The sequence below is a fragment of the Streptomyces sp. NPDC001157 genome, assembly GCF_053598255.1.
This window is the reverse complement of sequence record NZ_JBSFJW010000052.1, coordinates 1-13,008: the sequence shown is the minus strand read 5'-3', so window position 1 is coordinate 13,008 and position 13,008 is coordinate 1. Positions and strand designations below refer to the sequence as shown.

Below are 13,008 nucleotides of genomic sequence, written 5' to 3'. Positions count from 1 at the left end.
GTCGTGCAACCCCGTCACGAGAACCTCGCCGCCACGTCGAGGATCGAGTTCGAACAGTCCGGCACGGGCGGCGACTGCCGCGTACGGGCCATCCTCGACAAGCGTCACTGGGACCTTGCCGAGGGCGACTGGACGTGTTCCTTCGTCATTCGGGCGGCAGCAGGTCGCGCCCGGTCGGGCGGGGCTCGTCGAGACGGCGCGCCTCCTGGATCCCGCGGCCCGGCGGCCGGCGGACGGGGCAGGGCGCACGTGGATCCCGTACACGACGGAGGACGGAGGACTCGCCGTGCGCGCCCGGCACCGTCCTGCGCACGCCGAGGTCGTCTCCGTCGAAGTGGACGACCATGTGATCCGCGTGCAGGGCTCGCTCCGCGGAAGGACCGCGCGGGCGTACCACTACCGCTTCCTGGCGCGGCTCCAGGACAGCGCAGGGCCTGTCGTCGACGCCCCTTGTTTCGTGGATCAGGACGGCTGCTTCCACATCACCCTGCCGGTCGACGTGGTGGCGGAACGCCATGCGGGGGGCGAGGCGCTGTGGGATCTGCGCCTGAGCGCGTACGGCGGGCCGGAGATCCGGCTGGCTATGCCGGCCGGTGGTGTTGTCGACCGCCGGGACATCAGCGTGTTTCCGGCCCTCCGGTGCGCGGGCCCCGGCGGCGCGCTGTCGCTGCGGCCCCAGCTGACACGTGATCACGACCTGGTGCTCAGAGCCGCCGATCCGGTGCTGGGGCGCGCGTAGAGCGGCGACGGTCAGAGGGCGACCAGCCGCCACTGCTGGTTGGTCCCGTCGCCGACGGGCCACTGGATCACCTTGGCGCCGTTGTCCGCCGATCCGCCGTCCACGTCCGCGCACAGGCTGGTGCGGACGTTGACGAGCCGGACGTATCCACCGCCTGCGTCGACCACCTTCCAGTGCTGGTTGTCGCTGTTGCCGTCCGGCCACTGGATGAGTTGGGCACCCTGTCCGGAACTCCCGGGGCTGTCGACGACCTTGCCGCTGTGGCGGGCGACGAGGCGGAAGGAGCCGTCGGCGTCGGGCTGGAGCCGCCACTGCTGGTTCTGGCTGCCGGACCAGCCCCACTGGATGAGGCCGGCGCCGTCGGCCGTACTGCCGCCGGCGACGTCGAGTACCTTGCCGCTGCGCCGGTTCTCGAGCCGGAAGAAGCCGCTGAGCAGGGAGACGGTGATGTCGGTGCGCTGCCCGGCGGTCAGGGAGACCTTCCTGGCGTGGCTGCCGAGGGATGAGGCCGTGACGGTCGCGGTCGTGGTCACGGAGGTCATGCCTCGGCGGCTGATCAGCGTGACGTCCTGGTTGACGTCGGAGGTGACGGACAGAGTGGCGGTCCGGGCGTTCAGGTCCCAGGCGAAGTTGTGGATCCGGATCCGGCCGCGGGCCCGTACCCCGGTGATCGTGCCCTTGGGCAGTTGGTCGGGCAGCGCGGGGAGGATCTCCAGCACCCCGGGCCGGCTGTAGATCAGGGTCTCGGCCAGCACGCCGGGGATGGCGTTCGCCGCGTCGGCGTTGTAGATGTCGAGGTTCGGATTGTGCGAGGTCATCAGCGACTTGAAGACCATGTTGTTGCCGAGGATCTTGCGCAGGTTGCCGTAGACCTGGCCGCCGTCCTTCAGCCGGGCCCAGGCCAGTGCCCGGTGCAGGCTGCCGTGTGCGGAGATGTTCTGGTCGCCGCGCAGTTCGAGGGCCCGTTGCGCCGGGCGGACCAGGGAAGGCGCGGTCTCGGGGTTGATCTCGTGCAGCGGCCAGGCGCCGTACAGGTGCTGGACATGCCGGTGGTTGTAGTTGTCGGTGAGGCTCGGCCAGGACCATTCGGCCAGTGCGCTGTCGCCGTTGACGCGGTAGTCAGGGAATTTCTTCAGCAGCGCCGTCCAGCGGGCGACGCCCTGGCCGCCGCCCTGTTCGACGGCGAGGGTGTTGGCCGCGTCGACGGCGGCCTGAAGGGCGTGCTTGCCGGCCATGATGTCGCCGGTGGCGTTGATCGAGAGGTACACGCCGGTGTTGCGGGGGGCGTTCTCCATGGAGAAGGACGGTACGAAGACCGCCTTGCCGTTCGCGTCGGTGCGGGTGAGGAAGTCCTCGTAGAACAGGGCCAGTTCCATCAGCGCGGGGCCGAGCTTGTCGCGCAGGAACGCCTGGTCGCCGGTGACCTGGTAGTACTCCAGGAGCGGGAAGAGGAGCCAGTCGGCGCCGCCGGTCCAGCACTGGCCGGGGAAGTTGCCGTTGTTGAAGTGGAGCATGTGGCCGTACTCGCCGTCGGTGCGGGAGGGGGCGAGGAAGCCGCGGGCTCCGTAGAGGTTCTTCGCGTTGGTGCGCCAGTCGTCGAGCTGGCCCAGGATCAGGTCGAAATAGCCCTGCATGGGCTCGGTCAGGTCGAGGATGTTGCCGCCCGCGACCTGGAGGTTGACGTTGGCGTCGGTGGTGAAGTCGTCGGCCCAGGCGGCGCCCCACGATCCGGCCCAGATGCCGGTGAGGCGGGGTGGCAGGATGCCGCTGGAGCTGAGGAAGAGGTAGCGGCCGGAGTCGTAGAGCCGTTCCAGCAGTGCCGGGTCTATGACCGTGCGGTCGGCGTTCTGGCGGGCGATCAGTTCACTGACCGAGAGCTGCCGGTCGGCGGCCGGGACGTTCAGGTCGAGGCGGGAACGGTCGTAGACAGGGGTGTGCAGGGCGGTGTGCCGCGCGAGCAGTCCGGCGTAGTCGGTGCCGAGCGCGGCCAGTTGGGTGTGCAGCGGCTGGGAGTCCCAGCCCGTGGACGACTCGTAGCGGCCCAGCTTCGTCAGCAGCAGCACCTTGGCCGCCTTGGCCACCACGATCGTGGAGCCGTTGACGGTGACCGTGGCGCCGGTGCCCGAGACGACGACGCGGGTGACGCCCTCGTAGCCGAAGGCGCCCTGCCCCGAGGGGTAGGTGCCGCGCAGATTCAGGTAGCCGGAGCCGCCGCTGACGGTGGCACGCGTGGTGAAGCTCATGCTGCTGGGGACCCCGGTGAGCGCGGTGTTGGCGCTCAGCGTGGTGTCGACGGTGCGGCCGGGAGCGGGCGTCAGCTCATGGACGATCACCTTGTCGGCCCGCGAGACGAACGCCCGCCGGGTCCAGGTGCCGAACTGGTCCGTCCAGCTCGAACTCACCTCGCCGGTACGGAAGTCGGTGACCCGTGCGTAGTCGTTGACCGTGGTCATGCCGGGCGTGTCGATCTGCAGTTCGTACGCGGGGTGGTAGGCCTGCGTCCACCGCAGCGACCAGCCCGCGGCGAAGTCCCGGTCGGCGCCCGCGTAGTCACCCGCGAGTGCCTTGTCGCGGGCGCCTTCCAGACGGCCGGAGATCACGGGCGGGGTCAGGTCACGGGTGCCGTTCGGCAGCACCAACCGGTGATGGTTGAAGACCACCTTCTCCAGGGCGGGAGCGCCGTGCAGCACGGCCCCGTACTCGCCGTTGCCGGTGAGGAAGCCGTCGGTCCAGGAGGAGGCCGGGGACGTGTCATGGATGCCGCGCTCGGGGAGGGTGATCTGCGGGGGGACGGCCGCCTCCGCCGTGCCCGGGAGCAGGCCGCCTGGCAGGGTCGCGGCTCCCGCGGTCAGTGCGGCTGCGGTGAGGAACCGTCTGCGGTCCATGGCGCTGTCCGTCAAGGGGACTCCTGTGGCCGGTCGGCGGTGCGTGGTCGTGGAAGAGAGGAGCGGTGGCCCGTCGTGGTGGTGCCCCACCGCCGCCCGGTCGACTTAAAGCGGAATCCGGGCGGCGGCGGGGGTTCGCGGGGAAAGGGATCAGACGGCCGTGAAGGACCACAGCAGGTTGGAGCTGCTGCCGTACGTCCACTGCTTGGTGACGGAGCCCGAGGAGACGTTGCCGCCGCCGTCGAGGACCAGGCCGGTGGTGCGGTTGGCGATCGAGTAGCTGCCGCCGCCCCGGTGGGTGATCTTCCACTGCTGGTTGCTGCCGCCGTTCCAGGCGGCCTGTCGGGCCACGGAGCCGTCCGCGGTGGCACCCCAGCCGTCGGCGACCATGCCGTTGGTGCGGTTGACCAGCTTGTAGTAGCCGCCGCCCACATCGACCGCCTGCCACTGGAGGTTGGAGCTGCCGTTCCAGGTCCACTGCTTGAGGTTCGATCCGGAGGCGACGTTGCCGCCGCTGTCCAGGGCGAGGCCGTCGGTGACGTTGGTGAGCCGGAAGTACGTCGACGGGTTGAACTGGACCCTCAGCGAGGTGATCTGATCGTTGTTGCCGGTGACCCTGAGGTCGGGGTTGTCGGCGGTGAACGTCCAGGCGGTGCCGGTGAAGTTGTCTGCTGAGTAGCCGATCACCTGGTAGCCGGGGGCCGGCCGGAGGGAGGAGATGCTGCGCGCGCCCACTCCCGCCGCGGTCAGGTCGGCCGCGGTGTGGTCGCCGAGGGCGAACGTGGCCGAGCTGCCCGTGTAGTTGACGTCCGCGAAGGCGGCGGCCCCGGCGAGCGGCGTCAGGGCCGGGATGGTGCCGGAGAAGGAGAGCTTCAGGACATAGGCGCCCGCGCTGTACGGCGCGGAGGACGGCAGGGTGACCGTGAGGCCGGAGGCGCTCTGGGTCGGCGTCGGCAGGTCGATGTAGGTGCCGGCGGTGGAGCCGAGAAGCTTCACCGAGGTCAGCGACGACAGGTTGATGCTGCCCGAGCCGAGTGTCTTGATCGTCAGCGAACTGCCCGGCCAGCCCAGGACGGTGGCGTACAGGACGTTGTTGTCCTTGTTGCGGGTGAAGCGGATGTCCTGCGCCGTGCCGGCCGTCGGATTGGTGAAGGCGCCGCCGCCCATCTTCGTCGGGCCCTCGCCGTACACGCTCCACGCGCGGGTCGAGTAGATCGACTCGCCGAAACGCTTCAGATGGTCGCCTATGCCGAGCAGGACGTCCTTCTGCGCCTGGGGGATGGTGCCGTCGGCCATCGGCGCGATGTTCAGCAGCATGTTGCCGTTCTTGCTGACCCGGTCGATGAACGCGTGCAGCATCTGCTGGATGCTGTAGTAACCGATGCCCTGGGTGTAGCACCAGCTGGAGCTGGAGATGCTGTCGTCGGTCAGCCAGTACGGCGTGGTGATGTCGGCCGGACCACCGCGCTCGTAGTCGAAGACCTCGCCCTTGTTGTCGAACCCGTCCTTGTAGGTGGCGACCACCTCACGGCCCCAGCTGTTGGCCTGGTTGTAGTAGTACGACAGGAAGTTCAGGCGCTGGGTCTCGTCGACGGCGTCCAGCTTGAAGTCCTGCCACAGGATGTCGGGCTGGGCGCGGTCGACGACCTCCTTGAGCTTGTCGTACCAGAGCTGGTTCTCCGCGGCCGAGCCCAGCTGTCCGTAGAGCTTCTTCAGGCTCGGGTCCGTCTGGGCGGGGACGTGCTCGTAGTAGCCGTTGAAGTGGTACGCGTGGTGCATGGCCACCAGCAGTTTGAGGCCCTTGGCGCGGATGGCCGTGGAGAAGAGCTGCAGCAGGTTCAGCCCCGGGCCCTTGTTCACCGAGTTCCACTCGTTGACCTGGCTGTCCCACATCGAGAAGCCGTCGTGGTGCTCGGCGACCGGGCCGGCGAACCTGGCGCCCGCGTCGACGAACAACTGGGCCCACTCGTTGGGGTCGAAGTTCCCGCCGGCCGACTTCAGCTTCGGCGCGAACTTCACGAAGTTGCCCGCCAGGTCCTGCGCGCCGTTGATGAAGTTGTGGTACGGCCACGCCGATGGCTGGCCGTAGGTCGCGATGTGGTGCTGGTTGGCGTTGCTGCCCGCCTGGTACATGTTGCGCGGGTACCACTCGTTGTCGTACGCGGGGACGCTGAAGACGCCCCAGTGGAAGTAGATGCCGAACTTGGCGTCCTGGAACCACTCCGGGGCCGGCGGGTGCTGGTCGACCGAGTTCCAGTCGGGCGTGTACGTGCTGGGCGCCGCCTGGGCGATCCCGGCACCGAAGAGACCTCCGGCAACGGCCGCAGCGGCGACGCAGGTCGCACCGGCCAGGAAGTGGCGTCTGTTGATCGAACTCGACATGGAGACATCCCTGGTGCAGAAGGGGAGAGGGGAGTGCAGGGCGCCGCTTGTTACGGATGAAGGTCGGCCATGTCTCCCTGGGATGTCAACCAGTGTGCAGGGATGAAAAGCGCTACATGCCAAGGCAGTTGGACATGCTTGAGGGCGATTTATTGCGATTCACCACTGGCTAAACATGGCATGTCTGTCAGGGTGGCGTGACCGATTTGAATGATCCAAGCGCGACAATTGATGGGATGGATCTTGCCCCCTTGGTGCCACCCGTGTTCATCCCGGGTGGGGTTTGAGCTGGTATTACGAAGATCCCTCGATCGCGGGGGTAGACAGGGGGTCGTGGGCCCACCTATAAACATCCCATCTCTACAGCACGGCGATACACAGATGTCGTCGAGGCGAAACATCTCCCGCTACGGGACCGGCGCGAGGAAGCACCGATGAGACTCAGAACCGCCCTCTGTTCCGCTGTCTCCGCCCTGTCCGCACTGACTCTGCTCAGTGCGTGCAGCAGCGGCTCCACCACGTCGGCGTCGTCGGGCGGCAAGCCGCTGGTCGGCGTCGACTACCCGCGCTCCGACACGGACTTCTGGAACTCGTACATCAAGTACACACCCCAGTACGGCAAGGAGCTGGGCCTGGACCTGAAGACGACCAACTCGCAGAACGACGTCGCCAAGCTCACCGCCAACGCGCAGACGTTCATCAGCCAGGGCGTCAAGGGCATAGCCATGGCCCCGCAGGACACCGCCGCCATCGCGCCCACCCTTGCGCAGCTGGAGGCGAAGAAGATCCCCGTCGTCACCGTCGACACCCGCCCCGACAGCGGCAAGGTGTTCATGGTCGTGCGCGCCGACAACCGCGCCTACGGCGAGAAGGCCTGCCAGTACCTGGGCACCAAGCTCGGCGGCAAGGGCAAGGTCGTGATGCTGGAGGGCGGCCTGGACTCCATCAACGGCCGTGACCGCACCGAGGCGTTCAACGACTGCATGAAGAAGAACTACCCGGCCATCAAGGTGTTCGGCGAGGCCACCAACTGGGACGGCGCCGTAGCCGCCCAGAAGCTGCAGACCGACCTGACGGCCAACCCGGACATCAAGGGCGTCTACATGGAGGCCAGCTTCGCGCTCTCCGGCACGCTCCAAGTCCTCAAGCAGAAGGGTCTGTTGGTGGACCCGAAGGACAAGAAGCACGTGTTCGTCGTGTCCAACGACGGCATCCCCGAGGAGCTCAAGGACATCGCCGCGGGCAAGATCGACGCCACCGTCTCCCAGCCGGCCGACCTGTACGCCAAGTACGCCCTGTACTACCTCAAGGCCGCGATCGACGGGAAGACGTTCAAGCCCGGCAAGACCGACCACGACAGCACCATCATCCAGGTCCGCGAGGGCGTGCTCGAGGACCAGCTCTCCGCCCCGCTGGTCACCGCCGACGGTGCCACCTACGGCGGCGTGGCCAGTGTCAAGAGCGACGACAAGTCGCTGTGGGGCAACAACCTCGGCTGATTCGTCTTCCGGAACAACAGCCCACAAGATCAAGGCGGTTGAGATGAGCGACGGGGAGCGAGCAGTCACCCCCGCGCCCGCCCCGGCGGACGACGGGCGGGCCCCCTCGGACCCGCCCGTCGTCGAGGCGACGGGCATAGTCAAACGATTCGGCCCCACGGTGGCCCTGAACGGCGCCCGGATCACCATCAGGCCCGGCGAGACCCACGCGCTGGTCGGCCGCAACGGAGCCGGCAAGTCGACCCTCGTGTCGGTCCTCACCGGTCTTCAGGCCCCCGACGAGGGAACGGTGACCTTCGGCGGCGAGCCGGCCCCCCGGCTCGGCGACCGTGACGCCTGGCGCCGGCGCGTGGCCTGCGTCTACCAGAAGTCGACGATCATCCCCACGCTGACCGTCGCCGAGAACCTCTTCCTGAACCGGCACGACCACGGACAGAGCCGGCTCATCAGCTGGCAGGCCACCCGTCGCCGCGCACAGGACCTGCTGTCGGCCTGGTCGGTGGACGTCGACCCGCAGACCCCGGCCGGTGATCTGAGCGTCGAGCAGCGGCAGTTCGTCGAGATCGCCCGCGCGCTGTCCTTCGGGGCCCGGTTCATCATCCTCGACGAGCCGACCGCCCAACTCGACGCGGCGGCCATCAACCGGCTCTTCGACCGCATCCGCGACCTGCAGCGCCAGGGCGTGACCTTCCTGTTCATCAGCCACCACCTCCAGGAGATCTACGAGATCTGCGACATGGTGACGGTGTTCCGAGACGCCCGGCACATCGTGACCGCACCGGTCGCGGAACTGCCTCGCACCGACCTCGTCGCCGCCATGACCGGCGAGGCGGCGGCCGACCGGCGCGAGGAACGCACGAGTGCCCTCGACTCCGGCGCCGCGGCCGCACTGAACGTCCGCGCTCTGCGGGGCGACGCCTACGACGACGTCACCTTCCAGATCGGGGCCGGCGAGATCGTCGGCCTCGCGGGGGCCGCCGGCAGCGGTCGCACCGAGGTCGCCGAGACCGTCGTGGGACTGCGGGCGGCAGCGGCGGGCGAGGTGGAGATCGCCGGGAGCCGGCCCCGGCCGGGCAGCGTGCCCGCGGCGCTCGCCGCAGGCGCCGGGTTCGTCCCCCAGGACCGACACCACCAGGGCTTCGTGCCCGGCATGTCGATCGCGGACAACGCCACCCTGTCCGTTCCCCGCAGGCTCGGCTCCAACGGCTTCCTCAGCCGCAGCCGCCGGGACCGGCTCGCCGAGGGCATGATCAAGAACCTCGCGATCAAGACTCCCGGCCCCGACCTGCCCGTCTCCGCCCTGTCCGGAGGCAACCAGCAGAAGGTCGTCATGGCCCGCGCCCTCGCCGACGACCCCCGGCTGCTGGTCCTGATCAACCCCACCGCAGGAGTGGACGTGCGCTCCAAGGAGTTCCTCCTCGACAAGGTCGAGGAGACCGCGGCCACCGGCACCGGAGTGCTCATCGCCTCCGACGAACTCGACGACCTGCGCATGTGCGACCGGGTCCTGGTGATGTTCCAGGGCCGTGTGACCTCAGAGATCGCCCGCGGCTGGCACGACCACGACCTCGTGGCGGCGATGGAAGGAGTGGACCTCGATGCCTGAAACCGTCCTCGCGGACACCGCCGCCGCGGGCGGCACGGAGCCGGCGCCCAAGCGGACCGTGCTGCTCGGCGGCCGGATACCCCTGGCCCGTCTGCGCGACCTCGCGCTCGTCCCGGCCATCGTGGTCATCGCGATCGTCGGACAGATCGTCAACCCGGTCTTCCTGCAGGCCGACAATCTCATCAACGTCCTGCAGACCATGTCCGAGATGGCCCTGCTGGTCCTCGCCCAGACGATGATCCTGATCGTCAAGAAGATGGACCTGTCGCTGGAGTCCACCATGGGCCTCGCACCCGGTGTCGCGGCCTGGCTGGTCGTGCCGGTCGGCGCGGGGCACGGACTCGGACTGCTCCCCGGCGCGTGGTCGATTCCCGTCACCCTGGCCGTGGGCGCGCTCGTCGGCGTGATCAACGCCCTGCTGATCATCCGCTTCGGCCTCAACGGCTTCATCGTCACCCTCGGCATGCTGATCGTGCTGCGCGGTGTCCTCACCGGCATCTCCGGCGGCCAGACCTTCTTCCAGCTGCCGCCGTCGATGCTCTACCTCGGCACGGCCGAATGGTTCGGGATGCCCGCTTCCATCTGGGTCTGCCTGGTGCTGTTCGCCGTTGCGATCGTGGTGCTCGGCTGGACCAGCTTCGGGCGTTCGCTGTACGCCATCGGCGGCAACGTCGACGCCGCGAAGGCGGCCGGCATCCGCACCGACCGGGTGCTGTGGATCGTCATCGTCACCGGCAGTGTCCTCGCCGCCCTCGCCGGGCTGATGCTCTCCGGACGCCTGGCCTCGGTGGCCTCCGCGCAGGGCAACGGCTATATCTTCACCGTCTTCGCCGCCGCCGTCATCGGCGGGATCAGCCTCAACGGTGGCAAGGGCACCATGTTCGGGGCCTTCTGCGGCATCCTGCTGCTCTTCATGATCCAGAACGTGCTCACGCTGGCGGGCGTCCCCGCGCAGTGGATCGGCGCTCTCAACGGCCTGATCATCCTGGTCGCCCTCGCCATCTCGCGTATCACGGGCGGCAAGGCCCAGGAGTGAACCGGCGGGCGTCCCGGACGCCCGCCCTCCTCCGCCCTTCATCTCGTCGCCAGGGGTCGTATCACCCCCGCACCTCACAGGAGTTGCCGCCATGTCATCCGCCCTGTCCCCTTCCCAGGCATCCCCGGCCTCTGCCCGCATCACCGCCCTGGACGTGCTCGACGTGCGGTTCCCGACGTCCGAGCACCTGGACGGATCGGACGCGATGAACCCCGAACCCGACTACTCCGCTGCCTACGTCGTCCTGCGCACCGACGCCGGCGACGGACTGGAGGGCCACGCCCTGGCCTTCACCACCGGCCGCGGCAACGATGTCCAGGCCGCCGCCATCGCCGCTCTCGCGCCGTACGTGGTGGGCCTGTCGGTCGAGGAGGTCTGCGCCGACCTCGGCGCGTTCTCCCGCTCCCTCGTCCACGACCCCCAACTGCGCTGGCTGGGACCGGAGAAGGGCGCCATCCACATGGCCACCGGCGCAGTCGTCAACGCCGCCTGGGACCTGGCCGCCAAGCGGGCCGGCAAGCCCGTGTGGCGCCTCCTCGCCGAGATGTCGCCCGAGGAGCTGGTCGCGCAGGTCGACTTCCGCTGGCTGTCCGACGCCCTCACCCCGGAGGAGGCCCTGGAGATCCTCAGACGCGCCGAGCCCGGCCGCGCCCAGCGCATCGGCCACCTGCTCGACCAGGGCTACCCCGCCTACACCACCACCCCCGGCTGGCTCGGCTACTCCGACGAGAAGCTGTCCCGCCTCGCCCGCGAGGCCGTCGCCGACGGCTTCACCCAGATCAAGCTGAAGGTCGGCGCGGACCTGGAGGACGACATACGGCGCATGCGCACCGCGCGCGAGACCGTCGGGGAGGGCATCCGCATCGCCGTCGACGCCAACCAGCGATGGGACGTCCAGCCCGCGATCGACTGGATGCGTGCCCTGGCGCCCTACCAGCCGTACTGGATCGAGGAGCCCACCTCCCCCGACGACATCCTCGGTCACGCCGCCGTGCGCAAGGCCGTCAGCCCCATCAAGGTCGCCACGGGCGAGCACATCGCCAACCGGGTCGTCTTCAAGCAGCTCCTGCAGGCCGGCGCGGTGGACATCGTGCAGATCGACTCCGCGCGGGTCGGCGGCGTCAACGAGAACATCGCGATCCTGCTCCTCGCCGCGAAGTTCGGCGTCCCGGTCTGCCCGCACGCGGGCGGCGTGGGCCTGTGCGAGATGGTGCAGCACCTGTCGATGTTCGACTACGTCGCGGTCTCCGGCACGACCGAGGACCGCGTCATCGAGTACGTCGACCATCTGCACGAGCACTTCGTCGACCCGGTGCGCATCGTCGACGGCCACTACCTTGCGCCCACGCTGCCCGGGCTGAGCGCGCAGATGCACCAGGCGTCCCTCAAGGAGTACGCCTACCCCGACGGCCCCGTCTGGGTAGCTCGTGTCTGAGGCCCGGCCCCTCGTCGATGCCCATCACCACGTCTGGGACCTGGACGTCCGGCCGCAGCCCTGGCTGGACGAGCCGGGGCACGAGCCGATCCGCCGCAACTTCAGCCCGAACGACCTGCGCTCGGCCGCGACCCGGCCGATCGCCGGACGGCGACTGACGAGCTCGGTGGTCGTCCAGTGCGTCACCTCAGTGCCCGAGACCCGCGAGCTTCTCGCCCTGGCCGACATCGACCCGCTGATCGGAGCCGTGGTCGGCTGGGCGGACCTTTCGTCCCCCGCGATCGGTGACGTACTCGACGATCTGCGGGCCGGGCAGGCGGGCCGGTACCTGCGGTCCGTACGCCACCTCGTGCAGGGCGAGTCCGATCCGCACTGGCTCGGGCGGCCGGACGTGGAAAGGGGGTTGCGGGCGGTCGGGGAGCGCGGGCTCGGATACGACGTGCTGATCCGCAGCCACCAGCTCCCGCAGGCGATCCGGCTCGCGGAACGGCTCCCCGAGCTGCCGCTCGTCCTCGACCACGCCGGCAAGCCGCCGCTCGTGCGGCGCGAACTCACCGACTGGGCACAGCAGTTGCGGATGCTGGCCAGGCATCCCCAGGTCCGCTGCAAGGTGTCGGGGCTGATCACCGAGGCGGACCACGAGAAGTGGACCGTCGACGACATCCGCCCCGTGTGGGACGTCCTGCTCTCCGCCTTCGGCGCCGACCGCCTGATGTTCGGCTCCGACTGGCCCGTCGCGAACCTCGCGGGCGGCTGGAACCGCTGGGCCGCCACCGTCGAGGAACTGCTGGACGGATATTCCGACACCGAGATCCACGCGGTGCTCGCCGGCACCGCGACCGCCTTCTACCACCTCGACCCCCGTCCCATGAAGGAGGTGACACCGTGCTCCTGACGGAACTGCTGCACCCCGGGATCCTCGAATCCCTGGCCGGAGCCGGTCACGGCTCCCGTGTGCTGCTCGCCGACGGCCACTACCCCGCCAGCACCGCCACCGGCGAGCGCGCCCGGACCGTCCATCTCAACCTGGCCCCAGGCCTGCTGGACGTCACCACCGTGCTTGACGTCCTGCTGCGCGCCCTGCCCGTCGAGTCGGCCCACGTGATGGTGCCGCCCGAGGGCGAACCGGAGCCGCCCGCCATCGCCGAGTACCGCTCGATGCTGGCGCCCCTCCCGGTGGACACGCTCGGCCGCTTCGAGTTCTACGACGCCGCCCGCTCGCCCGACCTGGCGCTGGCGATCGTCACCGCCGACACCCGTACCTACGCCAACCTGCTGCTGACCATCGGCGTCCGCGCTGAAGGGACCCTGACGACACGATGACACTCGCCGTCCGTTATGTTTCCGCTCGCTCCCTGGACACGGCTCCCGTGGTCGATGTGCCGCCCGGTCCGGGTGAGGTGGAGCTGGCTCCCGCGTTCGTCGG

General features: G+C 69.2%; 9 protein-coding genes and 1 pseudogene. 8 read left to right on the top strand and 2 right to left on the bottom strand.

What is annotated here, in order from left to right; genetic code table 11:
* The first annotated feature begins 286 nt into the window (after window positions 1–286).
* Complete coding sequence (locus ACWDAG_RS44065) at window positions 287–739, top strand: hypothetical protein (protein ID WP_450701204.1); 453 nt, start codon at window positions 287–289, stop codon at window positions 737–739.
* A gap of 11 nt (window positions 740–750) precedes the next feature.
* On the opposite strand, the gene ACWDAG_RS44060 is transcribed toward ACWDAG_RS44065, so the two are convergent.
* A complete protein-coding gene (locus tag ACWDAG_RS44060) occupies window positions 751–3,639 on the bottom strand; it encodes a glycosyl hydrolase family 95 catalytic domain-containing protein (RefSeq protein WP_450701203.1) in 2,889 nt (962 codons plus the stop codon).
* A gap of 135 nt (window positions 3,640–3,774) precedes the next feature.
* A complete protein-coding gene (locus tag ACWDAG_RS44055; protein WP_450701202.1) occupies window positions 3,775–6,006 on the bottom strand; it encodes an alpha-L-fucosidase in 2,232 nt (743 codons plus the stop codon).
* Between the two features lie 434 nt (window positions 6,007–6,440).
* Here ACWDAG_RS44055 and ACWDAG_RS44050 point away from each other — a divergent pair, with 434 nt between their 5' ends.
* From ACWDAG_RS44050 to ACWDAG_RS44020, 7 genes and pseudogenes are all read left to right on the top strand, one after another.
* Window positions 6,441–7,505 carry a sugar ABC transporter substrate-binding protein gene (locus tag ACWDAG_RS44050; RefSeq protein WP_450701201.1) on the top strand — a complete coding sequence of 355 codons (1,065 nt, stop codon included), beginning with the start codon at window positions 6,441–6,443 and terminating at the stop codon, window positions 7,503–7,505.
* Window positions 7,506–7,548: 43 nt separating this feature from the next.
* Entirely contained in the window at window positions 7,549–9,111 is a 1,563-nt protein-coding gene (locus tag ACWDAG_RS44045) for a sugar ABC transporter ATP-binding protein (protein WP_450701200.1), read from the top strand.
* Window positions 9,104–10,147, top strand: coding sequence for an ABC transporter permease (locus tag ACWDAG_RS44040; RefSeq protein ID WP_450701199.1), 1,044 nt, complete (start codon window positions 9,104–9,106; stop codon window positions 10,145–10,147). Before ACWDAG_RS44045 ends, ACWDAG_RS44040 begins: the two co-directional genes overlap by 8 nt.
* Window positions 10,148–10,238: 91 nt before the next feature.
* Window positions 10,239–11,582 carry an L-fuconate dehydratase gene (locus tag ACWDAG_RS44035; RefSeq protein ID WP_450701198.1) on the top strand — a complete coding sequence of 448 codons (1,344 nt, stop codon included), beginning with the start codon at window positions 10,239–10,241 and terminating at the stop codon, window positions 11,580–11,582.
* Window positions 11,575–12,477: an amidohydrolase family protein gene (locus ACWDAG_RS44030; RefSeq protein WP_450701197.1), complete on the top strand. Its 903-nt coding sequence runs from the start codon at window positions 11,575–11,577 to the stop codon at window positions 12,475–12,477. Before ACWDAG_RS44035 ends, ACWDAG_RS44030 begins: the two co-directional genes overlap by 8 nt.
* Window positions 12,468–12,905, top strand: coding sequence for an RbsD/FucU domain-containing protein (locus tag ACWDAG_RS44025; RefSeq protein WP_388929000.1), 438 nt, complete (start codon window positions 12,468–12,470; stop codon window positions 12,903–12,905). The genes ACWDAG_RS44030 and ACWDAG_RS44025 overlap by 10 nt, the downstream gene beginning before the upstream one ends.
* Window positions 12,902–13,008, top strand: a pseudogene (locus tag ACWDAG_RS44020) (Zn-dependent alcohol dehydrogenase); the annotation flags it as partial. The gene ACWDAG_RS44025 and the pseudogene ACWDAG_RS44020, both read left to right, overlap by 4 nt.